Source organism: Streptomyces sp. TLI_105 (assembly GCF_900105415.1).
In the GTDB taxonomy this organism is placed as follows: domain Bacteria; phylum Actinomycetota; class Actinomycetes; order Streptomycetales; family Streptomycetaceae; genus Streptomyces.
Genome location: NZ_FNSM01000001.1, coordinates 3674462 through 3701098 on the forward strand (window position 1 = coordinate 3674462; position 26637 = coordinate 3701098).

The 26637-nt window shown below is 71.8% G+C and carries 19 protein-coding genes; 2 read left to right on the forward strand and 17 right to left on the reverse strand.

The annotated features are described in order from the left end of the window. Window positions 1-369 precede the first annotated feature (369 nt). The 15 genes from BLW86_RS16725 to BLW86_RS16795 form a co-directional block, all read right to left on the reverse strand. Entirely contained in the window at window positions 370-1035 is a 666-nt protein-coding gene (locus tag BLW86_RS16725) for a maleylpyruvate isomerase family mycothiol-dependent enzyme (protein ID WP_093874783.1), read from the reverse strand. A gap of 7 nt (window positions 1036-1042) precedes the next feature. Beyond that, window positions 1043-2437 (reverse strand): adenosylhomocysteinase, encoded by a 1395-nt coding sequence (gene ahcY, locus BLW86_RS16730; RefSeq protein WP_177181676.1) that lies wholly within the window; start codon window positions 2435-2437, stop codon window positions 1043-1045. Further along, the gene (gene metF, locus BLW86_RS16735; protein ID WP_093878701.1) at window positions 2430-3290 is read right to left on the reverse strand and encodes a methylenetetrahydrofolate reductase [NAD(P)H]; all 861 of its coding nucleotides are present in this window, start codon (window positions 3288-3290) and stop codon (window positions 2430-2432) included. The genes ahcY and metF overlap by 8 nt, the downstream gene beginning before the upstream one ends. Beyond that, window positions 3290-6748: a methionine synthase gene (gene metH, locus BLW86_RS16740; RefSeq protein WP_093874785.1), complete on the reverse strand. Its 3459-nt coding sequence runs from the start codon at window positions 6746-6748 to the stop codon at window positions 3290-3292. Before metH ends, metF begins: the two co-directional genes overlap by 1 nt. Then, window positions 6745-7728 (reverse strand): carbohydrate kinase family protein, encoded by a 984-nt coding sequence (locus tag BLW86_RS16745; RefSeq protein ID WP_093874786.1) that lies wholly within the window; start codon window positions 7726-7728, stop codon window positions 6745-6747. Before BLW86_RS16745 ends, metH begins: the two co-directional genes overlap by 4 nt. A gap of 3 nt (window positions 7729-7731) precedes the next feature. Continuing rightward, a complete protein-coding gene (gene metK, locus BLW86_RS16750; protein ID WP_305632159.1) occupies window positions 7732-9063 on the reverse strand; it encodes a methionine adenosyltransferase in 1332 nt (443 codons plus the stop codon). Continuing rightward, window positions 9060-9311 carry a phosphopantetheine-binding protein gene (locus tag BLW86_RS16755; RefSeq protein ID WP_093874787.1) on the reverse strand — a complete coding sequence of 84 codons (252 nt, stop codon included), beginning with the start codon at window positions 9309-9311 and terminating at the stop codon, window positions 9060-9062. Before BLW86_RS16755 ends, metK begins: the two co-directional genes overlap by 4 nt. A 17-nt stretch (window positions 9312-9328) precedes the next feature. Beyond that, complete coding sequence (gene acpS, locus BLW86_RS16760) at window positions 9329-9784, reverse strand: holo-ACP synthase (RefSeq protein ID WP_093874788.1); 456 nt, start codon at window positions 9782-9784, stop codon at window positions 9329-9331. Window position 9785: 1 nt separating this feature from the next. Then, window positions 9786-10673 carry a class-II aminoacyl-tRNA synthetase family protein gene (locus tag BLW86_RS16765; RefSeq protein WP_093874789.1) on the reverse strand — a complete coding sequence of 296 codons (888 nt, stop codon included), beginning with the start codon at window positions 10671-10673 and terminating at the stop codon, window positions 9786-9788. Window positions 10674-10711: 38 nt separating this feature from the next. Next, window positions 10712-11605: a diiron oxygenase gene (locus tag BLW86_RS16770; protein ID WP_093874790.1), complete on the reverse strand. Its 894-nt coding sequence runs from the start codon at window positions 11603-11605 to the stop codon at window positions 10712-10714. A 23-nt stretch (window positions 11606-11628) separates the two neighbouring features. Further along, entirely contained in the window at window positions 11629-12672 is a 1044-nt protein-coding gene (locus BLW86_RS16775) for a class I SAM-dependent methyltransferase (RefSeq protein WP_093874791.1), read from the reverse strand. Beyond that, the gene (locus BLW86_RS16780; RefSeq protein WP_093874792.1) at window positions 12669-13511 is read right to left on the reverse strand and encodes a class I SAM-dependent methyltransferase; all 843 of its coding nucleotides are present in this window, start codon (window positions 13509-13511) and stop codon (window positions 12669-12671) included. The genes BLW86_RS16775 and BLW86_RS16780 overlap by 4 nt, the downstream gene beginning before the upstream one ends. 72 nt (window positions 13512-13583) lie before the next feature. After that, window positions 13584-14123, reverse strand: coding sequence for a MaoC family dehydratase (locus BLW86_RS16785; protein ID WP_093874793.1), 540 nt, complete (start codon window positions 14121-14123; stop codon window positions 13584-13586). 100 nt (window positions 14124-14223) lie between these two features. After that, entirely contained in the window at window positions 14224-15393 is a 1170-nt protein-coding gene (locus BLW86_RS16790) for a trans-sulfuration enzyme family protein (RefSeq protein WP_256341339.1), read from the reverse strand. An 88-nt stretch (window positions 15394-15481) separates the two neighbouring features. Further along, entirely contained in the window at window positions 15482-16918 is a 1437-nt protein-coding gene (locus BLW86_RS16795; protein ID WP_093874795.1) for an MFS transporter, read from the reverse strand. 145 nt (window positions 16919-17063) lie between these two features. On the opposite strand from BLW86_RS16795, the gene BLW86_RS16800 reads away from it, so the two are divergent. Together BLW86_RS16800 and BLW86_RS16805 are read left to right on the forward strand one after the other, a co-directional pair. Further along, complete coding sequence (locus BLW86_RS16800) at window positions 17064-17756, forward strand: HD domain-containing protein (protein WP_093874796.1); 693 nt, start codon at window positions 17064-17066, stop codon at window positions 17754-17756. A 109-nt stretch (window positions 17757-17865) separates the two neighbouring features. After that, window positions 17866-18591, forward strand: a complete 726-nt coding sequence (locus BLW86_RS16805) for a hypothetical protein (protein ID WP_093874797.1) — start codon at window positions 17866-17868, stop codon at window positions 18589-18591. A 77-nt stretch (window positions 18592-18668) separates the two neighbouring features. Here the strand turns inward: BLW86_RS16805 and BLW86_RS16810 are convergent, their stop codons facing one another. Both BLW86_RS16810 and BLW86_RS16815 read right to left on the reverse strand, forming a co-directional pair. Further along, window positions 18669-19076 (reverse strand): hypothetical protein, encoded by a 408-nt coding sequence (locus BLW86_RS16810; protein WP_093878702.1) that lies wholly within the window; start codon window positions 19074-19076, stop codon window positions 18669-18671. A 16-nt stretch (window positions 19077-19092) separates the two neighbouring features. Then, window positions 19093-26547 carry a polymorphic toxin type 27 domain-containing protein gene (locus BLW86_RS16815; protein ID WP_093874798.1) on the reverse strand — a complete coding sequence of 2485 codons (7455 nt, stop codon included), beginning with the start codon at window positions 26545-26547 and terminating at the stop codon, window positions 19093-19095. Window positions 26548-26637: the final 90 nt, after the last annotated feature.

Sequence of the window (26637 nt, forward strand, 5' to 3'; positions counted from 1 at the left end):
TGGGGCGAGGGGGGTCCCTGCTCGAGCGAAGCCGAGAGCTTGGGGGAGGGTGGGCACAACGGAACGGCGCCCTTGCCGGGCCTAGGCTCCCGCGCCTGAACCCGCACCCCTTTGCGCGGCGCACGCGTGGTGCGGGTCCAGGCGCGGAACGCGGAGGCGCCGCTAAGGGCGCCGTCCCGTGTGCCCACCCTCCCCCAAGCTCTCGGCTTCGCTCGAGCAGGGGGGACCCCCCTCGCCCCAGCGGGACGATTGCCCACACGGGCGGGGCGGCGGGAAGGGCACCGCCCCGCGGGCGCGCGCCCACACGGGCGGGGGCGGGGGCACCGCCCTGCGGGGCGAGGGCCCCGCACGGGGGTCGCGGGGCGTGGGTCAGCGGTAGATGAGGAGTTCTTGTTCTGTCGCGCCCGTCAGGGCGTACCGCGTGCGGACCAGCGGTCGCCCCGAGTAGATCCGGATCAGCGTCGCCGCGTCCCCCCGGAACCGCGCCGCCGGCCGCCCCTCGATCTCGTTGCCGAGGGACACCGGGCCGTCGTCGTCCCGGCCCGTCAGCTCGCCGATCAGGCGCGGGGTCTCCCGGCGGCGGCTCGTCACCGAGAGCAGCGGGAGGGCGAGGTCGAGCGCCGCGCCGCAGTACGCGCCGGGCTCGCCGAAGGCCTCCCGTACGTCTCCGGCGTGGATCCACTCGCCGAGGGCGACCGCGTCGAGCCGGCCGTCCTCGCGGCCCGCGATGACGGGGCCCGCCTCCGTCAGGCCGCGTTCGAGTTCGTCGAGGACGCGGCCGACGGGCCAGTCCTCGCGTTCGGCGACGTCGCAGGCGTTGGCCTCCGGCAGGAAGACGCCTTCTTCGAGGCGGTCCTCGACGATGCGGACGAGCGCCGCCCCGCAGTGGGCGAGGACCTGCCGGGCGGTCCAGCCGGGACACGCGGTGCGGAGCTCGTACGCCTCCTCGGGTGTGCGCCGGAGGATCGGCATCAGCAGGTCCCGTTCGGTGCGGAGGAGCCGGTCCGGGAGCCAGGGGTCACGTTCGGTACACATGCCGGGCTCAGTAGCGGTAGTGGTCCGGCTTGTACGGGCCCTCCACCGGGACCCCGATGTACGACGCCTGCTCGGGCCGGAGGGTCGTCAGGCGGACGCCGAGCGCGTCCAGGTGCAGGCGGGCCACCTTCTCGTCGAGGTGCTTCGGCAGCACGTAGACGCCCGTCGGGTACTCCTCCGTCTTGGTGAAGAGCTCGATCTGCGCCAGCGTCTGGTCGGCGAAGGAGTTCGACATCACGAAGGACGGGTGGCCGGTCGCGTTGCCGAGGTTGAGGAGCCGGCCCTCGGAGAGGACGATGACGACCTTGCCGTCGGGGAACGTCCACGTGTGGACCTGCGGCTTGACCTCGTCCTTCACGATCCCGGGGATCCGCGCGAGGCCCGCCATGTCGATCTCGTTGTCGAAGTGGCCGATGTTCCCGACGATGGCCTGGTGCTTCATCCGGGCGATGTCGGCGGCCATGATGATGTCCTTGTTGCCGGTGGTGGTGATGAAGATGTCGGCCGTCTCCACCACGTCGTCCAGGGTGGCCACCTGGTAGCCGTCCATCGCCGCCTGGAGCGCGCAGATCGGGTCGATCTCGGTGACGATGACGCGGGCGCCCTGGCCACGGAGGGACTCGGCGGAGCCCTTGCCGACGTCGCCGTAGCCGCAGACGACGGCGGTCTTGCCGCCGATGAGGACGTCGGTGGCGCGGTTGATGCCGTCGATGAGGGAGTGCCGGCAGCCGTACTTGTTGTCGAACTTCGACTTCGTCACGGCGTCGTTCACGTTGATCGCGGGGAAGAGGAGCGCGCCCTCGCGGTGCATCTCGTACAGGCGGTGGACGCCCGTCGTCGTCTCCTCCGTCACGCCGCGGATGCCGGCGGCCATCGCCGTCCAGTCCAGGGTGGTCTTCTCAAGGAGGGCGCGTACGACCGCCAACTCCTCGTTCGAGGCCTCCGGCAGGACACCCGTCTTCTGGTACTCCACACCCTTGTGGACGAGCAGCGTCGCGTCACCGCCGTCGTCCAGGATCATGTTGGGGCCGTCCGCACCGGGCCAGGTCAGGGCCTGCTCGGTGCACCACCAGTACTCCTCCAGGGTCTCGCCCTTCCAGGCGAAGACCGGGACGCCGGCGGCGGCGATCGCGGCGGCCGCGTGGTCCTGCGTCGAGTAGATGTTGCAGGACACCCAGCGGACCTCGGCGCCGAGCGCCACGAGGGTCTCGATGAGGACGGCGGTCTGGACCGTCATGTGGAGCGAGCCGGTGATCCGGGCACCGGCCAGCGGCCGAGCGTCCGCGTACTCGCGGCGGATCGACATCAGACCCGGCATCTCGTGCTCGGCGAGGGTGATCTCCTTGCGGCCGAACTCCGCGAGACCGATGTCGGCGACCTTGTAGTCAGAGAAATCAGACATGTGCTGCAACTCTCCTTGTGCTGAGGATGGTTCGGTGGATTTCCAGGGCCGCCGTCGACTTGTTGAGCGTGATGTAGTGCAGGCCCGGCGCGCCCTCGTCGAGCAGCCGCAGGCCCATCCGCGTGGCGTGCTCGACGCCGATGCGGTACGCGGCGGCCGGATCGTCCTTCGCCGCCTCCAGGCGGTGCGCCAGGTCCTCGGGGAAGGCCGCGTCCGACAGCTCGGCGAAGCGGCGGATCTGGCGCACGTCGGTGGCCGGCATGATCTCCGGGATGATCGGGGTGTCGCAGCCGGCGGCGGCGACCCGGTCCCGGAGCCGCAGGTAGTCCTCGGGGTCGAAGAACATCTGCGTGATGGCGTAGTCGGCGCCCGCCCGGCACTTGGCGACGAAGTGCGCGAGGTCGGCGGCCGAGCCGTCGGAGCGGGGGTGGCCTTCCGGGAAGGCCGCCACGCCGATCCTGAACTCGCCCAGGGAGCGGACCAGTTCCACGAGTTCGTACGCGTACGTGAAGCCCTGCGGATGCGGGGTCCACGCGCCGCGCGGATCGCCCGGCGGGTCGCCGCGCAGGACGAGGACGTCCCGGACGCCGGCGTCCGCGTAGGCGCCGATGATGGCCCGCAGCTCGGCGACCGAGTGCCCGACGGCCGTCAGATGGGCGACGGGCCGGAGCGTCGTCTCCGTCACGATCCGCTTCGTGACGTCGATGGTCCGGTCCCGGGACGAGCCGCCCGCGCCGTACGTCACGGAGACGAAGTCGGGCTTCAGCGCCTCCACGCGCCGGATCGCGTCCCAGAGGGTCTGCTCGCCCTTGTCGGTCTTCGGCGGGAAGAACTCGAAGGAGTACGTCGGGATCACCTGCGGCCTCCCGCGTTGAAGTAGCTCGCCTCCGGGTGGTGGACGACGATCGCGTCCGTCGACTGCTCGGGGTGCAGCTGGTACTCCTCCGACAGCACGACCCCGATCCGCTCCGGCCGGAGCAGCGCGGCGATCTTCGCCCGGTCCTCCAGGTCGGGGCAGGCCGGGTAGCCCAGGGAGTAGCGGCAGCCCTGGTACTCGGTGCGCAGCATGCCCGCCAGGCCGGTGGGGTCGGCGTGGCCGATGCCCCAGTCGGCGCGCACCCGGGCGTGCCAGTACTCGGCGAGGGCCTCGGCGAGCTGCACGGAGAGGCCGTGGAGTTCGAGGTAGTCGCGGTAGGCGTCGGCGGCGAAGAGCCGGGCCGTCTCCTCCCCGATCCTGGATCCGACGGTGACGACCTGGAAGGCGACCGCGTCCACCTCGCCGGAGTCCTCGGCGCGGTGGAAGTCGGCCAGGCAGAGGCGGCGGCCCCGCTGCTGGCGGGGGAAGGAGAAGCGGGTCCGCTCGCCTCCGTCCTCGTCCAGGACGATCAGGTCGTCGCCCTTGGACACACAGGGGAACCAGCCGTGGACGACGGCCGCTTCGACCAGGCCCTCGCGTTCGATCCGGTCGAGGAGGGCGCGCAGGCGCGGCCGGCCTTCCGTCTCGATGGTCGCGGTGTCCTTCAGTCCCCACTGGCCCTTGAAGAGGGCGGTCTCGTCGAGCCAGGGGGCGTACGCGGCGAGGGGGATGCCGGTGGTGACCTTCGTCCCGAGGAAGGGGGGTTCGGGTACGGGGTTGTCGGCGGCGACGTCGGAGCGGCCGGCCGGCTCGGGCTCCCGGACCTCCACCACCGGCTGCCGGGCCACGCGGCGCTGCTTGAGCGGGGGCAGTACGGCTCCGGGGACGCCGCGCTTGACGCCCATGAGGGCGTCCATGAGGCGCAGGCCCTCGAAGGCGTCGCGGGCGTAGCGGACCTCGCCCTCGTAGATCTCGTGGAGGTCCTGTTCGACGTAGGCGCGGGTGAGGGCGGCGCCGCCGAGGATCACGGGAAAGCGGGACGCGAGTCCCCGGCCGTTCAGCTCCTCCAGGTTCTCCTTCATGATGACCGTGGACTTCACCAACAGGCCCGACATGCCGATGACGTCCGCCGCGTGCTCTTCTGCCGCCTCCAGGATCGCGGAGACCGGCTGCTTGATGCCGATGTTGACGACGTTGTAGCCGTTGTTGGACAGGATGATGTCGACGAGGTTCTTGCCGATGTCGTGGACGTCGCCGCGGACCGTGGCCAGGACGATCGTGCCCTTGCCCTCGGCGTCGGACTTCTCCATGTGCGGCTCCAGATAGGCCACCGCCGTCTTCATGACCTCGGCGGACTGGAGCACGAACGGCAGCTGCATCTGGCCGGAGCCGAACAGCTCACCGACCGTCTTCATGCCGTCGAGCAGCACGTCGTTGACGATCTCCAGGGCCGGGCGTTCGGACAGGGCGGAATCCAGGTCCGCCTCCAGGCCGTTCTTCTCGCCGTCGACGATCCGCCGCTTGAGCCGCTCCTCCAGCGGCAGGGCGAGGAGCTCCTCCGTCTTGCCGGCCTTGAGGGACTTCGCCGTGGCGCCCTCGAACATCTCAAGGAAACGCTGGAGCGGGTCGTAGCCGTCCCGCCGCCGGTCGTACACGAGGTCGAGCGCGACCTCCACCTGCTCCGGCTCCAGGCGGGCGATGGGCAGGATCTTCGACGCGTGGACGATCGCCGAGTCCAGGCCCGCCTTCACGCACTCGTCGAGGAAGACCGAGTTCAGCACGATCCGGGCGGCCGGGTTGAGGCCGAAGGAGATGTTCGACAGACCCAGCGTGGTCTGGACGTCCGGATGGCGGCGCTTCAGCTCACGGATCGCCTCGATGGTGGCGATGCCGTCCTTGCGCGACTCCTCCTGGCCCGTGCAGATGGTGAAGGTCAGGGTGTCGATGAGGACGTCCGACTCCCTGATCCCCCAGTTCTCCGTGAGGTCCCCGATGAGCCGCTCGGCGATCGCGACCTTCGCCTCGGCCGTCCTGGCCTGGCCCTCCTCGTCGATCGTCAGCGCCATCAGCGCCGCGCCGTGCTCCTGGGCCAGTCGGGTGACCTTGGCGAAGCGGGACTCGGGTCCGTCGCCGTCCTCGTAGTTGACCGAGTTGATGACGGCCCGGCCGCCGAGCTTCTCCAGACCGGCCCGCAGGACGTCCACCTCGGTGGAGTCCAGCACGATCGGCAGCGTCGACGCGGTCGCGAACCGGCCCGCCAGCTCCTGCATGTCCGCCACGCCGTCACGGCCCACGTAGTCCACGCACAGGTCGAGCATGTGCGCGCCCTCGCGGATCTGGTCCCGGGCCATCTCCACGCAGTCGTCCCAGCGGCCCTCCAGCATCGCCTCACGGAACTTCTTCGACCCGTTGGCGTTGGTCCGCTCACCGATCGCCAGGTACGAGGTGTCCTGCCGGAACGGCACATGGCTGTACAGCGAGGACGCGCCCGGCTCCGCCGCCGGCTGCCGGTCGAGCACGGCCGCGCCGCGCACCCGCGCCACGACCTCCCGCAGGTGCTCCGGGGTCGTCCCGCAGCAGCCGCCGACCAGGGCCGGTCCGTACTCCCGCACGAACTGCTCCTGGGCATCGGCCAGTTCGGCCGGCGACAAGGGGTAGTGCGCGCCGTCCTTGGTGAGGACCGGCAGGCCCGCGTTCGGCATGACCGAGATCGGGACACGGGCGTGCCGGGAGAGGTGCCGCAGGTGCTCGGCCATCTCCACCGGGCCCGTGGCGCAGTTCAGGCCGATCATGTCGATGCCGAGCGGCTCCAGGGCGGTCAGCGCCGCGCCGATCTCCGAGCCGAGCAGCATCGTGCCCGTCGTCTCCACCGTGACCTGCACGATCACGGGCAGGTCCACGCCGACCCAGTCCAGGGCCCGGCGGGCGCCGATGACGGCCGCCTTCGTCTGGAGCAGGTCCTGCGAGGTCTCGATGAGCAGGGCGTCGGCGCCGCCGCGGATCAGGCCCTCCGCGTTCTGCTGGAATGCGTCCCGGAGCGGCTCGTACGTGACGTGGCCCAGGGTCGGCAGCTTCGTACCGGGTCCCATGGAGCCGAGGACCCAGCGGGGGCGGCCGTCGGCGGCCGTGTGCGCGTCGGCGGAGGCGCGGGCGATGCGGGCGCCGGCCTCCGACAGCTCGTACACCTGGTCCTCGATGCCGTACTCGGCGAGCGCGGCCAGGTTCGCCCCGAAGGTGTTGGTCTCGACGCAGTCCACGCCGACCGAGAAGTAGGCGTCGTGGACGGAGGCGACGATGTCGGGGCGGGTGAGGTTGAGGATCTCGTTGCAGCCCTCCAGCTGCCGGAAGTCGTCCATCGACGGGTCGGCGGCCTGGAGCATGGTGCCCATCGCGCCGTCGGCGACGACGACCCGCGTCGCGAACTCCTCCCGCAGCGACGGCCGTGCTCCGGTCATGTGAGCCCCCTCAGATGGGTGACGAGCGTCGCCGTGCAGCCGACGCCGTACGTCGTCCTGATCCGGTCCAGAAGGGAGTCCCGGTGCAGCCGGTACTCCTGCGTCCCCACGTAGTCCAGGACGGTCGCCGCGACCGCGCAGCCCAGCTGCGCCGCGCACCGCTCGGGCACGCCCCACAGCGTCCCCGCGAGGAACCCGGCCCGGAAGGCGTCGCCGACGCCGGTCGGGTCGACGACCGCCGGGACCTCCACGGCCGGCACCGCCAAGGGGTCCCGGCCCTCGCCGCGGATGCGGACGCCGGCCTCGCCGTGGGTGGTGACCCAGGTGCCGACGCGGGCCAGCACCTCCGCCTCGGACCAGCCGGACTTCTCCAGGAGGAGCGCCGTCTCGTACTCGTTGGTGAACAGGAACCGGGCCCCGTCCACCAGCTCCCGCACCTCTCCCCCGTCGAGCCGCGCCAGCTGCTGCGACGGATCGGCGGCGAAGGGGATCCCCAGGTCACGGCAGGTGCGGGTGTGCCGGAGCATGGCCTCGGGGTCGTCCGGGGAGACCAGGACCAGCTCCAGGCGGCCGGTGCGCGCGACGACCTCGCGGAGGTCGATCTCGCGCGCCTCGGCCATCGCCCCCGCGTAGAAGGTGGCGATCTGGTTCTGGGCCCGGTCGGTGGTACAGACGAAGCGGGCGGTGTGGAGCGACTCGCTGACGCGCACCGAGTCGGTGTCCACCCCGTGGTCCTTCAGCCAGACCCGGTACGGCTCGAAGTCGGCGCCGACCGCGCCCACGAGGGCGGGCCGCAGGCCGAGGACGCCGAGTCCGAAGGCGATGTTCGCTGCCACTCCGCCGCGCCTGACCTCCAGGTTGTCGGCGAGGAACGACAGGGAGACCCGGTCGAGCCGGTCGGCGAGCAGCTGCTCGCTGAACCAGCCGGGGAAGGTCATCAGATGGTCGGTCGCGATGGATCCCGTGACAGCGATGCGCATGGGTCAGACCCCTTCCCCTTTTCGCGCCTCCGGAGCGCTCAAGTCGGCGTCGACGGTCGACCGTGCTCGGTCACTCGTTCCTCGCGCCCTCCGCGCGCTCTCCCTTTCGACGCCGCCGCGCTCCTGCGGCGCGAGCGCTGCCTTCTTCAGGGCCTCCACCCGGTCCGTGCGCTCCCAGGTGAACTCGGGGAGCTCGCGGCCGAAGTGGCCGTACGCCGCCGTCGCCGCGTAGATCGGCCGCTTGAGGTCCAGGTCGCGGATGATCGCCGCCGGCCGCAGGTCGAAGACCTCGCTGACCGCCTCCTGGATCCTCTCGTCCGGGAGCGCGCCCGTCCCGAAGGTCTCCACGAAGAGGCCGACCGGCTCGGCCTTGCCGATCGCGTACGCGACCTGCACCTCGCAGCGCTTCGCCAGACCGGCCGCGACGACGTTCTTCGCGACCCAGCGCATGGCGTACGCCGCCGAGCGGTCGACCTTGGACGGGTCCTTGCCGGAGAAGGCGCCGCCACCGTGCCGGGCCATGCCGCCGTACGTGTCGATGATGATCTTCCGGCCGGTGAGGCCGGCGTCGCCCATCGGGCCGCCGACCTCGAAGCGCCCGGTCGGGTTGACCAGGAGCCGGTAGCCGTCGGACTCCAGGCTGACGCCCTCCTCGACGAGCTGCTTGAGGACGTGCTCGACGACGTACTCGCGGACGTCCGGGGTGAGCAGGCCCTCGACGGAGATGTCGGCGGCGTGCTGCGAGGAGACGACGACCGTGTCGAGGCGGACCGGACGGTCGCCGTCGTACTCGATGGTGACCTGCGTCTTGCCGTCCGGCCGCAGGTAGGGCACGGTGCCGTCCTTGCGGACCTCGGTGAGCCGCCGGGAGAGGCGGTGGGCGAGGGCGATCGGCAGCGGCATCAGCTCGGCCGTGTCGTCGCAGGCGTAGCCGAACATCAGGCCCTGGTCGCCGGCGCCCTGGGAGGCGAGCTCGTCCTCCGCGCCCTCGACACGGGCCTCGTGGGCCGTGTCGACGCCCTGCGCGATGTCCGGCGACTGGGCGCCGATGGACACCGACACGCCGCAGGAGGCGCCGTCGAAGCCCTTCGCGGAGGAGTCGTAGCCGATGTCGAGGACGGCGTCGCGCACCAGCTGGGCTATCGGCGCGTACGCGGAGGTGGTGACCTCGCCGGCGATGTGGACCTGGCCGGTGGTGATCAGGGTCTCGACCGCCACGCGCGAGGACGGGTCCTCGGCGAGCAGCGCGTCGAGGATGGTGTCGCTGATCCGGTCGGCGATCTTGTCGGGGTGGCCCTCGGTCACGGACTCCGTGGTGAAGAGGCGGCGGCTCATGCCTGGGCCTCCGCCGGAGTCTTGAAGAAGTGCTGCTCGATGGCGCCGAGGGTGCGGATGGAGTCGACCTCCAGGGTCTCCATCTGGATGGCGGTGCCGCTCTCCTGCTCCAGGAGGAAGACGAACTCGACGAAGGACAGCGAGTCGATGAGCCGGTTCTCGATCAGGTCCAGGTCGGACGCGATGTCGTCGCGCTCGGGGTGACGCTCGAGGATCCAGTTCTTCACCGTCTGCAGGCCGTCGGCCATGGTTGCTCTCCTTTTCGCTACTGCTCGTTGGGGATGCTGGATACGTGGGGGGTGGGGGCGATGATCGGTGCCGCGACCGCGACCGCGTAGTCCACGTCGTGGCTGATGGACACGGTGATCTCGGTGATGCCGGACTCCGCGGCCATCTCGGCGGCCGCCCGGTGCAGCTCCACGAGCGGCCAGCCGCCCTCGGAGCGCCGCACGACGATGTCCGGCCACGGCAGGAACCTGCCTCTGACCCGTAAGGTCTTGAACGCCGCTTCCTTCGCCGCGATCCGCCCGCACAGGCTCAGGACGTCGAGCCCGGAGGACGTACGGCAGTCGGCGAGCTCGCCGGGGGTGAGCATCCGCTCGAAGAACCGCTCCCCGTACTGGGCGAGGAGCCTGCGGACACGGTTGACGGACACGATGTCCATGCCGAGGTTCGCCCACCCCAGGCCGCCCGCCGGCGGGGCGGCGGGACGGGCCGGCACGTCAGATCACCGGCCCGGCCGCGCCGCTCGCACCGGCCGACACCTGGCGGGAGGCGTCGAGCACCGCCCGGGTGGCGGACTCCCAGCTGCCGTGGCGCCGGGTCAGCGCGGACAGCCAGCGCTCCAGGCCGAAGGCGACGCAGCTGGTGAAGGCCGGTCCGCCGGTCGACGCGAGGGTGATGCCGCAGCGGTCGCCGAAGAAGTTCCGGTGCGTGTTGACCGAGGCGATCGCCAGGTCCTCGTACAGGAACTCGTACTTCACCGGGGTGAGCCGCTGGAGGACCGCCTTGGAGCTGCCCTTGTCGAAGAAGGGGTCGCAGGCGGCCTCCTTGCGCAGCGGCAGGTCGAGCGCCGCCGCGAAGGCCTGGATGCGGGTGGTGAAGTCCGCCAGGTGCGTCTCGGCGTGCTCGCGCGAGCCGATCGCGACGATCTCCCGCATGCGGAAGCCGAGCTGGCGCCGCATGCCCTCGTAGTGGGTCTCCTTGCGGAAGCACCAGGAGCAGATGGTGACGAGGGTGTCGTCCGCGACCCGGGTGCCCTGGTGGTCGAGGTAGACGGCGTAACAGGACGCCGAGGGCAGGCCGAGCGCGGCGGGTTCGAGTGCCTCGCTCGGGAAGCGACCGGCGGTGGTGTCGAAGGGCGTGGTCGCGCGGCGCTCCAGGTCGAGCGGGGTGGCGACGACGGCCTGGTGGGGGAAGTTGTCGTAGTAGTCGAGCTTCGCCAGGTCGGCGGCGGGCAGGAGCGGGGGCATGGTCATCGGGCGGGCGCCCGCGGCCACCCCCCAGCCCTCGAAGGTGTCGTCGAGGAGCCGCAGCAGGCGGGTCCCCTCCGGGCCGAGCGAGGGCAGGCCCCTGGTCTCCCCGACGGTCTCGGGGGTCGTCACGGTCATGGTCGGTGCACCTCTCGGTGGGGAGGTTCCTGGGGGACTCAGACGACGGGCAGGGTGTCGTCGGAGAAGATCCCGGTCTTCAGGAAGAAGGCGAGCGGCTTGCGGATCGCCTTGCGCTCGTGGGGGCGGCGGCGCTCGTCGGCGACCAGCGCGTTGCGCAGGGCCAGCGGGTCGGCGATGCCGGCGTCGCGGTAGACGTGCGGGTTGTAGAGGGAGTTGGTGCTGTAGACGACGTACCGCTTGAGGTACGCCTCGACCTCGCGGACCCGGTCGGCGCTCACGGCCTGGCACATCCGCTGGTACAGCAGGGAGACCAGCTCGCGCCCGAAGGCGATGTGGCGGGACTCGTCCTGGTGGTGGATGCGGTTGACCTCGCGGATGGTGTGGCAGAGGGAGTCGTCCTTCGCCATCCGGGAGTTGTAGTGGTCGACGAGCTCCTCGAAGAAGAGGATGCGGGTGAAGACGAGGAAGTTCTCGACCTCGGGCTCCCAGGCGGCGTCGGCGCGCATGGCGGTGGAGCCGTAGATCTTGTGCCCGTAGCGCCGGCAGAACTCGGAGAAGAACCACATGTGTTCGTTCTCCTCGCCGATGAAGTGGTGGAAGAAGTCCGAGGGGACCTCGAAGCCGGGCATGTGGATGCGGCCGACGACCTCGATGAGGAGCTCGCGGATGCCGTGCACGTTGAGGCTGTAGAAGTTGATGGACTCCCACTTCGACAGGCGCTGAAGCGTTTCCTCGCCGAGGGTGTCGTAGTGCTCGGTGCCGTAGACGGTGAGCAGCTCCGGAGTCATCCAGAAACGATTCTCTTCCAGGGTCTCGGGCCACTGGAAGGTCTGGTACGGGTTGTAGTAGTCCTCGACCGAGCGCTCGCTGAGCCGCTCCAGGACCTCCATGAACCGGTCGGTGACGGGCAGGGGGGCGGCGACGCCCATGATCTCGCTCCTTCGGAGTGGGGTTACGGGCGGACTTCGTAGACCGCGTTGACCGGCGTCTCGGTGGCGCGCCGCCAGCGGGTGAAGCCGGCCTCCTCGGCGATGGCCCGGAAGGCCTTCTCGCCGGAGTGGTTGCCGAGGGCGTGCGGGCCGCGCTGCGCGACCGCGACCGGCAGGCACATCACGGCGGACAGGGCCATGAACATGCGGGCGGCGGGGGTCTGGGTGTCGATGTCCTGCGGGGAGACGTTGGACTCGACGAGCATCCAGGTGCCGTCCGCGTCGAGCGACTTGTGGACGTGCTGGGCGGCGGCCACCGGGTCGCCCATGTCGTGCAGGGCGTTGAAGAAGCACACCAGGTCGTAGCCGGAGCCGGGGTAGTCGTCGGCGGAGGCGACCTCGAAGACGACCCGGTCGGACAGACCGGCCTCCTCGGCGAGCTCCCGCGCGATCGAGATGGCCTCCTCGGAGTAGTCGAAGCCGTGGACGGTGGCGTTCGGGAAGGCCTTCGCGATGAGGAGGGTGGTGTGCCCGACGCCGCAGCCGACGTCGGCGACGGTGCCGCCGTTCCTCAGCTTCTCCGTGACCTGGTGGAGGGACGGCAGCCAGTCCGGGACGAGCTTGTGCTCGTACGTGGGCTGGAAGAAGGAGCCCATGCCGGTGTCGAGGGCCGCGTCGTGCTCGGCCCAGCCGACGCCGTCCCCGGTGCGGTACGCCTCGACGAGCAGGTCCTCGGTGGCGTACAGCGCCTTGAGGGCGGTGAAGAAGCCGGCGGCGTAGGTGACGGCCTTCGGGTCGGCGAGGACCTCGACGTGGTCGGCGGGGAGCGTGTACGTGAGGGAGCTGGGGTGCCGCTCGACGTACCCGGCGGAGAGCTGGGCGTGCAGCCACTCCTCGATGTACCGCTCGTTCGTGCCCGTCCGCCCGGCGAGCTGCTCGGCGGTGAGGGGGCCGTGCTCGGCGAGGGCCTTGTAGAGGCCGAGGCGCTCGCCGAGGGCGACGGTCAGTCCGCGGACGGCCGCGCCCGCGTCGGTGATGACCCGCTGGTGGAAGTCGTGGGCGCTCATGCGGCCTGCTCCTCCTGGTAGCTCGGGAGATCGCACGTGAAGAGGAAGGAACGGGGGACGCGCGGCACGGAGCGGGCCGGCACCGGGTAGGGCCAGCGGTCGAAGGCGGCGCCCTCCTCACCGGGCTGCTTGACCTCGCGCACGGCCCAGCCGCAGTCGGCGAGCAGCGCCTCGGGCTCCTCGGTGCCGAAGAGCCACGGGTTGCCGTCCTCCTTGAGCGCGCTCATGAAGGTGCGGGCCAGCGGGTTCTCCAGGGCGGACTTCGAGATGACGTCGCCGAGCAGCACGGAGCCGGGCGCGGCGTGCGCGGAGAGCGTCGAGATGAGGGTGCGCACGGCCTGCTCGGGCAGGAAGAACAGCAGGCCCTCGACCACCCACAGGACCGGCTCCTCGCTCTTCCAGCCGGCCTCCTTCAGGGGGCCGGTCCAGTCCTGGGTGAGGTCGACCGGGATCGGGACCCGGGTGCGGCCGGCGGGCCGCGGCTCGTCCTTGAGCATCTCGGCCTTGGCCTCCAGGAGGGCCGGGCGGTCGAGCTCGTAGACGGTGACGCCGTCGGGCCAGGGCAGCCGGAAGAAGCGGGTGTCCATGCCGGCGGCGAGGAAGACGACCTGCCGGATGCCGCGCTCCTCCACCGCCTTCACGATGGCCCGGTCGAGGTAGGTGGTGCGGATGGCGAGGAACGGCACGATGCCGCCCCCGTCGTAGCGCGCGAGCAGTTCGAAGCCGATCTCGTCGGCGACGGTGCGCGCGTAGGGATCGGCGAACAGCCGGTCCTCGCGCTCGGTCTCCAGGGCGCGCGCGGCGGCGGTCCACTGGGCGGTGCGGGATACGGCCTCCACAGGAGGTCCCCCTTCGGTTGGTGTCTGGTGGTTCGGACGGCCGTGTTCAGGGGCCCGACGAAGGACGGTCCGTCAGGCGCTCATGGCCGGGGCGCAGGTCTTGGCCGGTCGCACGCAGGCGACGGGGTCCTCGGCCGCGGGCATCGACGACAGATGGCCGGCCTCGGCGTCGGCGGGGCGCCGGCGGAAGATGCTGTGCAGGATCATGCTGAACACGGCCGTCCCGTCGGCGGCCACGAGCGTGCACCGCGGCTTGACGGTGCCGGTGGCGGGATGGAACGGCGACGGGGTCGCGCCGAGGATCTCGACGCGCGCGGTGAGGACGTCGCCCGGGCGGACGGGCCGCAGGTAGCGGACCTCGTCGATGCCGGGCGAGCCCGTACAGGCGCTGTAGGCGAGCAGTCCGTCGACGTAGCGGCGCATGAACATCGCCTGGGTGTGGAACCCGCTGGCGATCAGACCGCCGAACGGGGAGTCCTTCGCGAGCTCGGGGTCCGTGTGGAAGGGCTGCGGATCGAAGCGCCTGCCGAACTCCAGCACCTCCTCCGTCGTGACGGTGACGGTGCCCAGCTCGTGGACGTCGCCGGGCCGGAAGTCCTCGAAGTAGCGCATCGCGCGCCCCCCCTTGACCTAGGAGTCTACGTTTCCTGGCAACATCCAATCTACGAATCGACCATTTATTTTGTCAACCCAAAAGAAGCCTCGACCTCCCTCATCGGAGGGCTTGTTCGACGTCCTCCCAGAGGTCCTCGACGTCCTCGATGCCGACGGACATCCGCACGAGCCCGGGAGCGATCCCCGCCGCCGCGAGGGCGTCCGCGTCCAGCTCGCGGTGGGAGGTGGACGCCGGATGGGCCACCAGCGTCTCCACGCCGCCGAGCGAGAGCGCGAGCTTCGCGAGCCGTACGCGCTCGATGAAGGCCCGGCCCGCCTCCCGGCCCCCGGCGAGCTCGAAGGAGAGCAGCCCGCCGCCGCCCGCGAGGACCTTCCGGGCGGTGTCGTACGAGGGGTGGCCGGCGCGCCAGGGGTAGTGGACGGCCGTGACGCCGGCGCGGGTCGCCAGGAGCTCGGCGAGGGCCGCGGCGTTGGCGCAGTGCTCGCGCATCCGCAGCGGCAGCGTGGGGATCCCGCGCAGGGTGAGCCAGGCAGCGAACGGGTCGGCGCAGGCACCGAGTTCGACCGTTCGGGGCCACACCCGGCGGCGCAGCCCGTCGTCCGCGAAGACGGCGGCGCCGCCGAGGACGTCCGAGTGCCCGGAGAGGTACTTGGTGGTGGAGTGCACGACGACGTCGGCACCGAGCTCCAGGGGGCGGCACAGCACGGGCGAGGCGAGCGAGTTGTCGACCAGGCTCGTCACCCCGAGGCGGCGGGCCGCCGCGAGGAGTCCGGGCAGGTCCGGCACCTGGCCGGTGGGGTTGGCGATCGTCTCCAGGACGAGGAGCCGGGTGGCGGGGTGGGTGCCGGCGGCCTCCAGCTCGGCCGGGTCGTCGCCGGATATCCGTACGACCTCGATCCCGTACCGCTCGGCCAGGTCCGACAGGACCGCGTGCGTCCCCCCGTACAGGCAGCGCTGGGCGACCACCCGGTCGCCGGGCCGCAGGAGGGCGAGCAGCACCCCGCTGATGGCACCCATGCCGGAGGCGAAGGCGATGGCCCCCTCCCCCGACTCCAGGCCGGCGAGGGTCTGCTCCAGGGCCCGGACGGTCGGGTTGCCGCGGCGGCTGTAGACGTACCGGCCGTCGGGGTCGGCCATCGCCCCGGCGAGCTCGGCGGCGGAGTCGAAGGCGAAGGCCGAGGACTGGACGAGGGGCACGGAGAGCGGCCAACTGCCGCTCTGGAAAGGTTCGTTGACGACATGCACGGCACGGGTGTTGAGCTCCACGACGTTCCTTCCTTCCTGGGGACGGGAAAGGGGCCGCCCGACGTCCGGGACGGACATCGGGCGGCCCCTGCCGATTTCTGATCGCGGCTCAGGCGGAGACCTTCTCGGCCTGCGGCGCGGGGGCGGCGGCCTCGGCCGCGGCCGCCTTGTCGCCCTTCATGACGAGGAGGGTGACCACACCGCCGACGGCGGCGATGATCGCGGCGCCGACGAAGGCGGAGGAGAAGCCGTCCGTCAGCTTCGGCAGGTTGCCCAGCTGGTCGGCTCCCTGCGACATGGCGACGGCGGTGAGCGCGGCGAGGCCCAGCGCGGAGCCCACGTTGTAGGTGGTGTTGACGATGCCGGAGGCGAGGCCCGCCTGCTCCTGCGGGGCGCCGGACATCGCGGTCATCATCGTCGGGATGTAGGCGAGGGACATGCCGAGCGCGGCGACCAGCGAGGCCGGCAGGACGTCGACGAGGAAGGAGCCGGTGGGCGGGACGGCGGCGAGCCAGACCAGACCGGCGGCGAGGACGAGCAGACCGCCCGCGATGAGCGGCTTGGCGCCGACCTTCATCATGAGCCGGGCCGTGATGGCCGTCATGAAGATCATGAGGAGCACGGTCATCGGGAGCAGCGCGGCACCGGACTCGAAGGCGCCGAAGCCCAGGACCTGCTGGAGGTACAGGTTGAGGAAGTACCACATCGGGATCCACGCGGCGCCGAGCAGCGTCATGGCCAGGTTGGCCGAGCCCAGGCGCGGGACCCGCCAGACGCTGAGCGGCATGAGGGGCTCGCGGATGCTCTTCTGGACGACGAAGAAGAGGATCAGGAGGACGGCGGCGCCGGCCAGCTCCAGGATGGTGGCGGTGGCGCCCCAGCCGACCTCGGGGGCGCGGACGACGGCGAAGACGGCGAGCGCGAGGCCGGCGGTGACGGCGACGGCCCCGAGGATGTCGACGGAGCCGCGGCGGGACTCGACGTTCGGGAGGAGCTTGGTCGCGGCGAGGGTCGCGAGGCCGATCGGGATGTAGATGATGAAGACCCACTGCCAGGCGGCCCACTCGGTGAAGACGCCGCCGAGGAAGACGCCCGCGGTGCCGCCGGCGGGAGCGGCTGCGCCGTAGAGCGCCATCGCCTTGCCGAGCTCCTTCGGGTCGTGCATGAAGAGCATCATGAGCAGGGTCATGGCGGAGGGCGCGATCAGCGCGCCGCCGACGCCCTGGACGGCGCGGCCGACGATCTCGACCCAGGCGGTCTGCGCGGCCGCGGCCACGACCGAACCGGCGATCATGACCGCCCAGCCGGAGACGAAGATCCTGCGGGCTCCGACGAGGTCGGAGAGGCGTCCGCCGAGGAGCAGCAGACCGCCGAAGACGATCACGTAGGCGTTGAAGATCCACTGGAGCTCGCTCTGCGAGAAGCCCAGGTCCTTCTGCATCTCGGGGAGCGCGACCCCGATGATCGAGGTGTCCATGATGACCATGAACTGAGCGGCGGCGAGCACGACAAGTGCCCACCAGCGCCGGGGATTGACGGTTGACATTGCCCTGACCCTTCACTCGCTGCTGCATACCCCTAGGGGGTACCTTTGCGGAGCACCGTAGCATACCCATGGGGGGTATGTAAGAGTGAGATGAGGGCGTGTGGGAAGCACCCGCTCCGCACCCCGGGGCGGGCAGAATGCCCCCATGACCACCGAGGAAGAGCACGCCCGGGACCTGGACCTGGATCTACTGCGGCGGTGGAACACCACCCTGCTCGCCGCCCGCGCCGGCCGCGAGGGCCCCGACCCCGCGCCGTACGGCCGGAACCTACTGTCCCGCTGGGCCGAACCCCAGCGCCGCTACCACACGGTCACCCACCTCCGGGCGGTCCTCGACCGCATCGACGAGCTCGCCGACCAGGGCGGGGAGGGCGGCGAGCTGGAGCTCGTACGGCTCGGCGCCTGGTTCCACGACGCCGTCTACCGCCCGGACCGCTCGGAGAACGAGGAACGCTCGGCGGCCCTGGCCGAGAAGGCCCTCACCGAAGCCGGCCTCACCCAGCACGAGGTCGCCGAGGTGGCCCGCCTGGTCCGCCTCACCACCACCCACGACCCGGCCCCCGGCGACCTCAACGGCGAGACCCTCTGCGACGCGGACCTCGCGATCCTGGCCTCGAAGCCCGATACATACGGGGGGTATACGAGGGCGGTGCGCGAGGAGTACGCCTTCGTCCCGGAACCGGACTTCCGCGCGGGCCGCGCCGCCGTCCTCCGCCAGCTCCTCGACCTCCCCCGCCTCTTCCGCACCCCGTACGGGGCGGCGGTCTGGGAGGAGAAGGCCCGGGAGAACCTGGAACGGGAACTCGCGGAACTGACGGACATGTCCGGCAAGGACTGAGCGCGCCCACTCCGCCGAAGCCAAAACGTAATGAGGAGGGGCCCCTACCGCCGGTAAGATCATTTCGTTTGTTCTTCACCCGTGCGAGACGCCAGGAAAGCAAAAGAAAATGAGACTGCACAGGGCCCTCCCGATCGTCGCCGTAATTCCGGCCCTGCTCCTGGCGTCCGCCTGCAGCGGAGAATCCAAGGAATCCGGCGACAAAAAGCCGAAGGCGACCGCTCCGAGCGCAGACGAGAAGAATTCCGCCGAGGCGAAGCGCCTCGGGGCACTCGACGGCGAGCAGCTCGAAAAGGCCGCCCTCACCGGGAAGACCGCCGGGTTCGACGCCAAGAAGGTCGCCAAGGCGGAGGTCGAGGCCGGCCGCGGCATGCAGGCCGACAAGAAGGCCTGCCAGCCCCTCGCCAGCCTCATCGGCGGCTTCACCCACCTCCCCTCGGTCGGCACCGCCCACCGCTCGCTCCAGCCCACCGACGCCAAGAACGCCACCGTGGGCTCCATGTGGCTCGCCTCCCACTCGGAGGCCGACGCCACCCGCGTCATGACCGAACTCCGCGCCGCCGTCACCGCCTGCCCCAAGGGCTTCAAGACCCTCGGCCTGACGTACGGCAAGGTCGAGAACCTTCCGGCGCCCAAGCTCGGCGACGAGGCCGTCGGCTACCGGATCACCGGCGACATCGGCAAGCAGAAGGTGCCCATGACGTACACGGTGGTCCGCAGCGGCGGGGTCGTCGCCGCCTTCTACGGCGTGAACATGCTGGACCCGAAGCAGGCGGCGATCCCGGAGCCGGTGGTCAAGGCCCAGCTGGAGAAGATCGCGGCTGCGCGTGGCTGACACCGCCGCCCGCGGAAACGGAGAAGGGGCCGTCCCCGGTGCATCAGCACCGGGGACGGCCCCCTTTCGTTCGACGGTCAGTTGACGCTTCCCGATTCCGCCGGGAAATCCGGCGGCCAAGGCGATTCGTACAACGACTCCCGCTCACCCATCAGGGCGTACTCCGCCTCCCGCCAGCTCGGATTGGAACTGACGACGAAGCTTTCGCCCTCTGGATCCAGGATCCAGGTGTACTCGGCGTCCGCTGCCGGAATGCCGTGCCGTTCACTGAGCACGCCGAACTCGGCGGCGGTCGCCCGCCGGATGTGGAGCCCGTTCCGGTAGAGGGGCTTGAGGAACATCAGTTCCACATGCCCGAAGGCGACCTCGACCCGCGTCGTGGTCCGGTCCACGAGCGTGGCCTCACTGATCAGGAAGAGCTGGCGGTGCGAGGGGTTGAACCCGCTGACTCTGAAGAGCCGCCCTTCCCGGACGAAATCCGTCATGTCCACCATCTCCTCATCAGTCGGCGACCGGCGTCCCGTTGGCGTACTTCCACCTCTCCGGGAAGACCCGTACGACCTTGCCCTCCGAGTTGGTCATCCACCACTCGATGGACTTCCAGCCACGGTCCTCCATCCGGACGGCCGAACGGAGCTTGGTCATCTCCCACGCGGTTCCCATGCCGGTCTTCCGGATGGTCTCCCAGTCGCCGGGCGTGATCCCCTCTCCTCGCTGCAGAAGCATGTTCAGCGCCTCGTCCGCGTTCGTGGCACCCGGGACACCGTCCAGCGACACCGAGATCTTCACGCTGCCGTTGGACACCGCCTCCTCCACTCCCACGGTCCAGATCGGGCGTTCTCCCAACCCCATCTCCTTCGGCAGGTTGATGCCGTAGTCCTGGTTGTTGAAGGTGCGCCCGCCGGCGATCTTGGTCAGATCGTCCGAGTGGGGGTTGATCCCGAGGACGATGTGATCGCCGTCCTTGACGATGTCCTTGAGGATCCTCCGGCACTTCTCGATCAGTTCGTCGTTGCCCGACGCGGCGGAGAACGACGCGACCTCGAAGCTCGCGACTTGGAAAGTCGTGGCCTTGAAGGTCCCGGCGTCCGCCACCGTGCACGCCTCGCCGGCCATCCGGAAGATCCGGCTGAGGATGCCCTGGATGGCGACCTCGGTCAGACCGACCGTACGGAGCGCCCGGTAGGCGTCCATGAACCCGACGCCCATCTTGAGGGAGGCGTCCAGCGCCGCCACCGCGGCCTTGCCCGCCCGGAACAGCGGGCCCGCGAGGAACCAGCTGGCCGCCCAGGCGCAGTCGCCCCAGCTGCCACCGGAGAGACCCGGCGTGAGCAGCTTCGCGCAGCCGATGAAGTCGCCGAGGAGGATGTCGACCGGGTCGATGCCCGAGTTGAACTCGGTCATCGTCAGCACGGTGGTGAGCCGCTTGGTCTCGGGCTCCTTCGAGACGTCAGGACCGAGGTAGATCGTGTCGTCCTTCGGGCAGCTGCCCGTGGTCGTCGCGTACGACTCCCACCTGGCGGCGCACATGTACACGTCGGTGTGCGACTTGTACGTGACGGTCGCCGTGATCTTGCAGTCCCCGACATGGATGAAGGGGTTGCAGTTGTCCTTGACGACGTCCTTCGGCTCACCTATGTACTCGATGTGGTCGAGGACCGCCCACACGTCACCGATCCCAGTGGTCACACCTTGCGAGATCTGCTCGGCGCTGCCGCTCTTCTCGGTGCGGTCGGCGGCGGCCTGGGCCTCCTCCGCCGCGTCCCTGGCGCCGGCCGCGGCCGTCTCGGCCGCCGTCGCGTCCTCCTCCGCCTTGGTGGCGGTGGCGCGGGCGCTGGCGGCGTCCTCCTCGGCCTTGGTGGCCACGGCACGGGCGTTGGCGGCGTCCTTCTCCGCCTCGGTCGCCGCCGCGTCCGCCGCGTTGGCGTCCGCCTGCGCGTCCGTGGCCGCCGACCACGCCGCCAGGGCGTCCTTGCCGGCCGCCATGGCGTAGCCGTCGGCACGGCCTGCAGCGGCCTGGGCCTCCTTGGCGTCCTTCGCGGCCTGGGCCGCCGACTCCTGGGCCCGCTGGTACGCCTTGGCCGCCCGTGACGCGTCCGCCGCGGCCGAGGCCGAGGCCTGTGCCGCGAGCTTCATGTCCGCCGCGGCCTGTTCGGCCAGGGCCTTCGCCTCGGCGGAGAACCCTTCGGCCTGCTTCGCCGTGGCGGCGGCCACCGCGGCCTGCTGCTGGGCGATCGTCAGGGACTGCTGGCCGGTCAGCACCGCGAACGCGGCGGAGCTGTCGACCTCCTGGAACGGGCCGCCGAGCGAGATCGCCTCGTTCGCCGGCTTGGTCACCGCGGCGGCCGAGTCACGGGCCGCGAGCGAGGACTGCACCGCCGCGAGCGCCTTGCCCGCCGTGGTCGCCGCCCACGACGCGGTCTGCGCCGCCTCGGAACGGGCGGCCGCAGCCTCCGTCTTGGCGACCTTGGCCGCCGCCGAGGCCTTCTCCGACTGCTCCTTGGCGCCCTTGGCGTCAGCCGCCGCCGCCTGGGAGGCGTCGATGGCCTCGGCCGCGGCCGCGTGCGCCGCGGCGGCGGAACCGGCCGCGATCCAGTAGGACGCCCATGCGCTATCGGACGCGGCCTTGGCGCGGGACGCGGCGCCCTGCGCCTTGGTGGCCGCCTCGCGGGCGTTGGTGGCCGCGGCCGTGGCCGCGTTCGCCGACGCGCGGGCGTTGGTGGCCGCCGTGGTCGCCGTGTTCGCGGCGGCACGGGCGTCGGTCGCCGCGGCACGGGAGTCCCCGGCCGCGTCCGTGCCCTCGTCGGCCGCGGCCTTGGCCTCGTACGCCGCGGCCTTCGCGTTCAGCGAGTCCCGCTTCTGCTCGGCCTCAAGGGCGTTGTCGCGGGCGGTCACGGCGTCGCGTTCCGCCTGTTCGGCGACGGCCCGCTTGGAGGCGGCCGTGGATCCCGCCGCCTCGGCCGACGTGCGGGCTTCGCTCGCGATCCGGCCCTGGGCGACGGCGTCGGCCTCGTGGCCGGCCGCCTTGTCCCGCTCGCGCTCGGCGGTGGCCCGGTAGGCCGCCGCGTTGGCGCGCTCCAGCTCGGCGACGGCACGCTGCGCCTGTGCGTCGGCCGCCGCCTTCTTGGCGTCCTGCTCCTCCGCGAGGGCCTTCTCCTTGGCCTTCTTGGCGGTCTCGGCGTTCGCCGCGGCCGAGGCCGCGTAGGCGTCGGCGCTGTCCGCGGCGGCCTTCGCCTGGGCGGCGGCCTCCTGGGCGGCGATGCGGCGGAACTCGGTGTTGACGGCGTGCGCCTCGGTCTTCGCCAGCGCCAGCAGCGCCTCGGACGTCGACACGGTGGCGTTCGCCGCGTTCAGGGCCGTCTCGGTCGCCTTGGAGGCGGCCGTCGCGGCCGCGCCCGAGGCCCGGGCGACCTGCACCGACTGCCGGGCGTACATCAGGCCACGGCCGCGCGGCACCTCGGTGGCGTCCGCGATGGCCCAGGCCTGCTGCTGGCCGGTCACCGCGCGCTGGGCGGCGGCGTTGGCCGCGGTGGCCTGGTCCTTGGCGGTGGCGACCAGCGCCTGGACCTTGCCCCGGGCGTTCGCCAGGTCCGCCTTCGCCTTGTCGAAGAGGGCCTGCTTCGGCTTGAAGAGGTGGTCCGGGTCGGCCTCCAGCCGGTCGTGCCAGTACTTCTGCCAGCGCAGGATCTGGTCCGCGCGCCACGCCTGGCCGATGGCCTCGATCATGGCGGCGGTGGCGGACCGGGTCGCGGCGGCGGCGTCGGCCTCCGCCTGCATGATGACGGCGCGCGGCGCGGCCTGACCGGCGTACTCCGTCTCCCATTCGGCCGAGGCCTGGGAGACGGCCTCGCTCAGGGCGTTGCGCGGGTCGACCGGGTCGGCGTGGTTGCACGAGGCCCACGACTGTTTGAGGCTCTCGACCTCGACGCGGAACTCGGGCGTGCCCTCGACGACCTTCCCGGCGGGGAAGCCGCCGTGCCGCAGGTACGTGGCGATGTCGGAGGACGTGGTGCCGCCGAAGAAGCGGGTGTTGTTGACGTTGGAGTCCCGCAGCATGAAGTCGGCCGCGAAGTCGTGCCAGCTGTCCTTGCCGCGGTTCTGCTCGGTGATCTGCCGGGCCTTGGCGACCGCCTCGGGGCTCGCGTTGGTGTGCGCGTCCCAGCCGATGCGCTCCGCCAGCTTCGCCTGGGTGGCGGCGGTGTACGCGCTGATGTCGGCGCTGAACTCCGGCGCGTGCAGCGTGATCCCGTCGTCGAACGAGCTCATCGCGTACGGCTTGTTGGCGTCCTCCAGGATCGCCTTCTGGGCCGCGAAGGCGTCCAGATAGGCGTAACCGGCCTCGCGGTCCTGGTCGTTGGCCTGCCCCAGGGGCATGAAGCCGATCCAGCCGCGCTCGCCGATGACGGCTTCCAGCTGGGCGTCGCCGCCGGTCAGGCCCTGGATGGCCAGGGCCTTCGTCTTGGCGCCGCCCGCGTGCAGGGCGACACCCGCGAGGCACCGGTTGAGGCGCGGGGTGGAGCGGACGTCGCTGATGACGGCGGCCAGCTCGTTGAGCCGGCGCAGGGCGTCGTCGGCATCGCGGAAGATCGTCCGCATGCCGTCGGAGACCTTCTCGATCGCCTGGGCGAGCGCGGGGATGCGGCCCACGATCACGGTGGACGACGGGATGTCGACCAGGTCCCACAGGCAGTCGTCGACGTCGGATCCGGCCAGGCAGGCCTTGACCTTTGCGGCGTCGAGCTGCTCGAAGAGGATCTTCCCGCCGTTGGCGTCGGCCCACTCGACGACGTTCACGGAGACGGCCGCGAGGCCCTTCCGGTAGTCGTCGACGCAGGTCTGGCCGCAGGCGTCGAGGAGGATCTTCTCCTCGCGCTCGCCGAGCGCCGGCCAGTTGGACGCGCCGCCCTTGATGGGCGTGGTGCCCTCGGCGAGCGCGCCCTTGTGCGCGGCCTCGTTCTTCTCGCGCTGCTCCTGCTCTGCCTTCTTCGAGGCCTCCTCGGCGGCGGTGCTGTCGCCCGCCGCGTCGCCGGCCTTGGACTCGGCGTCCTTGGCGTCCTGCTCGGCCTTGGCCGCCTTCTCCGCGGCCTCCTTGGCCGCGTCGGCGGACCGGCCGGCCTTCCCGTTCGCCTCGGCGGCGTGCCGCTCGGCGTCGGTGGCCTCGCGGTCGGCCTCGGTGGCCGCGTCGCTCGCCCCGTCCGCGGTGAGGCGGGCGGAGGCGGCGTCGTTCCCGGCCTGTTCGGCGTGGCCGGCGGCGGTGTCGGAGGCGGTCTTCGCGCCCTGCTGCGCGTCGGCGGCCTCGGCCGCGGACGCCTGGGCGCGGGTCACGGCCTCGACTGCGCGGGCCGAGTCCGCCGCTGCGGCGGCGGCCACCTCGGCGGCGAGCTTCGCGTCCCCGGTGGCCTGCGCGGCGGTCTGCTGAGCGGACTGAGCGGCCTGCGCGGCCTGTGCGGCCTTGGCCTCGGCGGCTGCGGCCTGCTGCTCGGCGACCGTCTTGGTCGACTGGCCGACGAGCACAGCGAACGCGGCCGCGCTGTCCTTCTCCTGGTACGGCGCGCCGTACGAGACGGCGTCGCCGGCGGCGGTGACCGCTGCCGTGGCGCTGTCGCGGGCGGCGAGCGCGGCCTGACCGGCGGCGTAGGCGCGGCCCACGGCGGTCCCGGCGGACTTCACGGCCTCGGCGGCTCCGGTCCCGGCAGCGATCGCCTCCTGCTCGGCCTTCTTGGCGAGCCCGGTGGCGTTCTCCGACGCCGTGGCGGCGTTGTCCGCGCGGATCGCCGCGTCCTGCGACGCGTCGAGCGCGGTGGCCGCGGCGGCGTGCGCCGTGGACGCCTCGCCGAGGGAGGTGCGGTACGCCGACCACGCGGCGCTCGCACCCGCCCGGGCGCGCGCGGCGGCGCCCTCCGCCGTGGTGGCGGCGGAGCGGGCCGTGACGGCGGCGGTGGTGGCCTGGTCCGCGGCGGTCTGCGCGGCGGTGGCGGCCTGTGCGGCCTCGGTGGCGGCCGTACGGGCGGTGGTGGCGGCCGTACGGGTCTCGGCGGCGGCCGCGGTGCCCTCGGCGGCGGTGGCCGCGGCTTCGAGGGCGGCGGCGCGGGCGGCGGTGGCCTGCTTGGCGCGGAGGGCGGCGACGGCCTTCTCGCGCGCGGTCTGCGCGGCCTTGGCCTTGGCGTCGGCGAGCGTCCGCTTGGCCCTGGCGTCGCTGCTCGCGGTCCCGGCGGTCGTGTCGGCGGTGGTCGCCGTCGTCTGCTGGGTGGCGGCGCGCTGCTCGGCCGCCGTGGCCTTGGCGCGCTCGGCGGCGGCCTTGGCGCGGGAGGCGACGGCGGTGGCCTGCTCCGTCTGGGCCTTGGCCCGTTCGGCGGCGGCGGTGCCGGCGGCGGTCTTGGCCTTGTCGCGCTTGTCCTCGGCCGTCGCACGGGCGGCCTTCGCGGTCTTGGCGCTCTCGGCGGCGGCCGTGGCGTTGGCCTCGGCGCTGTCGGCGGCGGCCTTCGCCTGGGCGGCGGCCTCCTGGGCGGCGACGCGGCGGAACTCGGTGTCGATCGCGTGCGACTCGGTCTGCGCCTTGGCGAGCAGCGTGTCGCTGGTGGCGATCGTCGCGTTGGCGGCGTTCAGCGCGGTCTCGGCGGCCTTCGCGGCGGCCGCGGCGACCGCCGAGGAGGCGCGGGCGACCTGGACGGACTGCTGGGCGTACATCAGGCCCCGGCCGCGCGGGACGTGGGTCGCGTCGGCGACGCCCCAGGCCTCCTGCTGCGCGGTCGACGCCTTCTGCGCGGCGGTCGCCGCCTTGGCGGCCTGCGCCTTGGCGGAGGTGACGAGGGCGGTGACGTTGGTCCGGGTCCGGGCCAGGTCGGCCGTGGCCTTGTCGTAGAACGCCTGGTCGGGCTTGTCCAGGATCGTGTTCGGGTCCTGGGCGAGCTTGTCCGTCCAGTACTTGCGCCAGGTCAGGATCTGGTCGGCGAACCAGGCCTGCTCGATGGACTGGATCATGAGGTCGGTGGCCTCGCGGGCCGCCACCGAGGCCTCGACCTCGGCCTTGACGATCGCGGCGCGCTGGGTGGCCTGTCCGGCGTACTCCTGCTCCCACTCGACCATCGCGTTCATGACGGGCTCGTTGAGCTTGCGTCGCGGGTCGACCGGGTTCTGCCAGTCACAGGCGGCCCAGGCCTGCTTGAGGTCCTCGATCTCGACGCGGTAGGCGGCGGAGTCCTTGGCGGGGGCCTCGACGGCGTAGCCGCCGCGCTTCAGGTAGGCGGCGATGTCGCTGGACGTCGTGCCGCCGAAGTAGTCCCAGGCGACCTCGCTGTCCCGCAGCATGTCGTTCGCGGCCCAGTCGTGCCAGTCGTCCTTGCCGCGGTTCTCCTCGGTGACGGCCTTGGCGCGCGCGACGGCCTCGGGGCTCGCCTTGCTGTGCTCGTCCTTGCCGAGGCGCCAGGCCAGCTCGGTCTGGGCGACGACGGCGTGCCGGGTGATCGCGTCGGCGAAGCTCGGCGCGTGCCACTCCATGTCGTCGCTGGCCCACGCCGACTCGCGGTAGGGCTTGTTGGCCTCGTCGAGGGCCGTGGTGCGGGCCGTCTCCGCGGCGAACCGGGCGTCCCGCGCGTTCTTGTCGGCGTCGGCGGCCTGGCCCAGGGGGCCGTAGCCGATCCAGCCTCGGTCCCCGATGGCGTCGCGGAGCTGCTCTTCGGTGCCGGTGAGGCCCTCGACGGCCTTGGCCTTCATCAGGGGGCCGCCGACGTGCAGGGCGACACCGGCGAGGCAGCGGTCGAGCCGCCGGTCCTGGCCGATGGTGTTCCGGAAGTATCCGGTGTCCGTCTCGGGGGTGGTGTCGGCCGCGGCGGGCGTGGCCTGGACGAGGCCGGTGAGTACGGCGGTGGCGGTGACCAGCGCGGTCGCGCTGGTGGCCCGGGTGAGGGCGTACCGCAGACGACGCCGGCGTCTGCCGACGTCTCTGAACATGGACATGTTTGCCTGGCAATCTCTCGATCGTGAGGCAGCACTTCCACATGGGCATGACAGAGGGCGGCTCCACCGCCGGGTGATGTCCCCCTGGTC

Bases quoted from the DNA above. Each gene is read 5' to 3' on its own strand.
- ahcY (WP_177181676.1), bottom strand. From the start codon at position 2,437: ATGTCTGATTTCTCTGACTACAAGGTCGCCGACATCGGTCTCGCGGAG.
- BLW86_RS16795 (WP_093874795.1), bottom strand. From the start codon at position 16,918: ATGTCAACCGTCAATCCCCGGCGCTGGTGGGCACTTGTCGTGCTCGCC.
- metK (WP_305632159.1), bottom strand. From the start codon at position 9,063: ATGAGCCGCCGCCTCTTCACCACGGAGTCCGTGACCGAGGGCCACCCC.
- BLW86_RS16755 (WP_093874787.1), bottom strand. From the start codon at position 9,311: ATGGCCGACGGCCTGCAGACGGTGAAGAACTGGATCCTCGAGCGTCAC.
- BLW86_RS16805 (WP_093874797.1), top strand. From the start codon at position 17,866: ATGAGACTGCACAGGGCCCTCCCGATCGTCGCCGTAATTCCGGCCCTG.
- metH (WP_093874785.1), bottom strand. From the start codon at position 6,748: ATGACCGGAGCACGGCCGTCGCTGCGGGAGGAGTTCGCGACGCGGGTC.
- BLW86_RS16745 (WP_093874786.1), bottom strand. From the start codon at position 7,728: ATGCGCATCGCTGTCACGGGATCCATCGCGACCGACCATCTGATGACC.
- BLW86_RS16765 (WP_093874789.1), bottom strand. From the start codon at position 10,673: ATGACCGTGACGACCCCCGAGACCGTCGGGGAGACCAGGGGCCTGCCC.
- BLW86_RS16810 (WP_093878702.1), bottom strand. From the start codon at position 19,076: ATGACGGATTTCGTCCGGGAAGGGCGGCTCTTCAGAGTCAGCGGGTTC.
- BLW86_RS16725 (WP_093874783.1), bottom strand. From the start codon at position 1,035: ATGTGTACCGAACGTGACCCCTGGCTCCCGGACCGGCTCCTCCGCACC.
- BLW86_RS16770 (WP_093874790.1), bottom strand. From the start codon at position 11,605: ATGGGCGTCGCCGCCCCCCTGCCCGTCACCGACCGGTTCATGGAGGTC.
- BLW86_RS16815 (WP_093874798.1), bottom strand. From the start codon at position 26,547: ATGTCCATGTTCAGAGACGTCGGCAGACGCCGGCGTCGTCTGCGGTAC.
- BLW86_RS16785 (WP_093874793.1), bottom strand. From the start codon at position 14,123: ATGCGCTACTTCGAGGACTTCCGGCCCGGCGACGTCCACGAGCTGGGC.
- BLW86_RS16800 (WP_093874796.1), top strand. From the start codon at position 17,064: ATGACCACCGAGGAAGAGCACGCCCGGGACCTGGACCTGGATCTACTG.
- BLW86_RS16775 (WP_093874791.1), bottom strand. From the start codon at position 12,672: ATGAGCGCCCACGACTTCCACCAGCGGGTCATCACCGACGCGGGCGCG.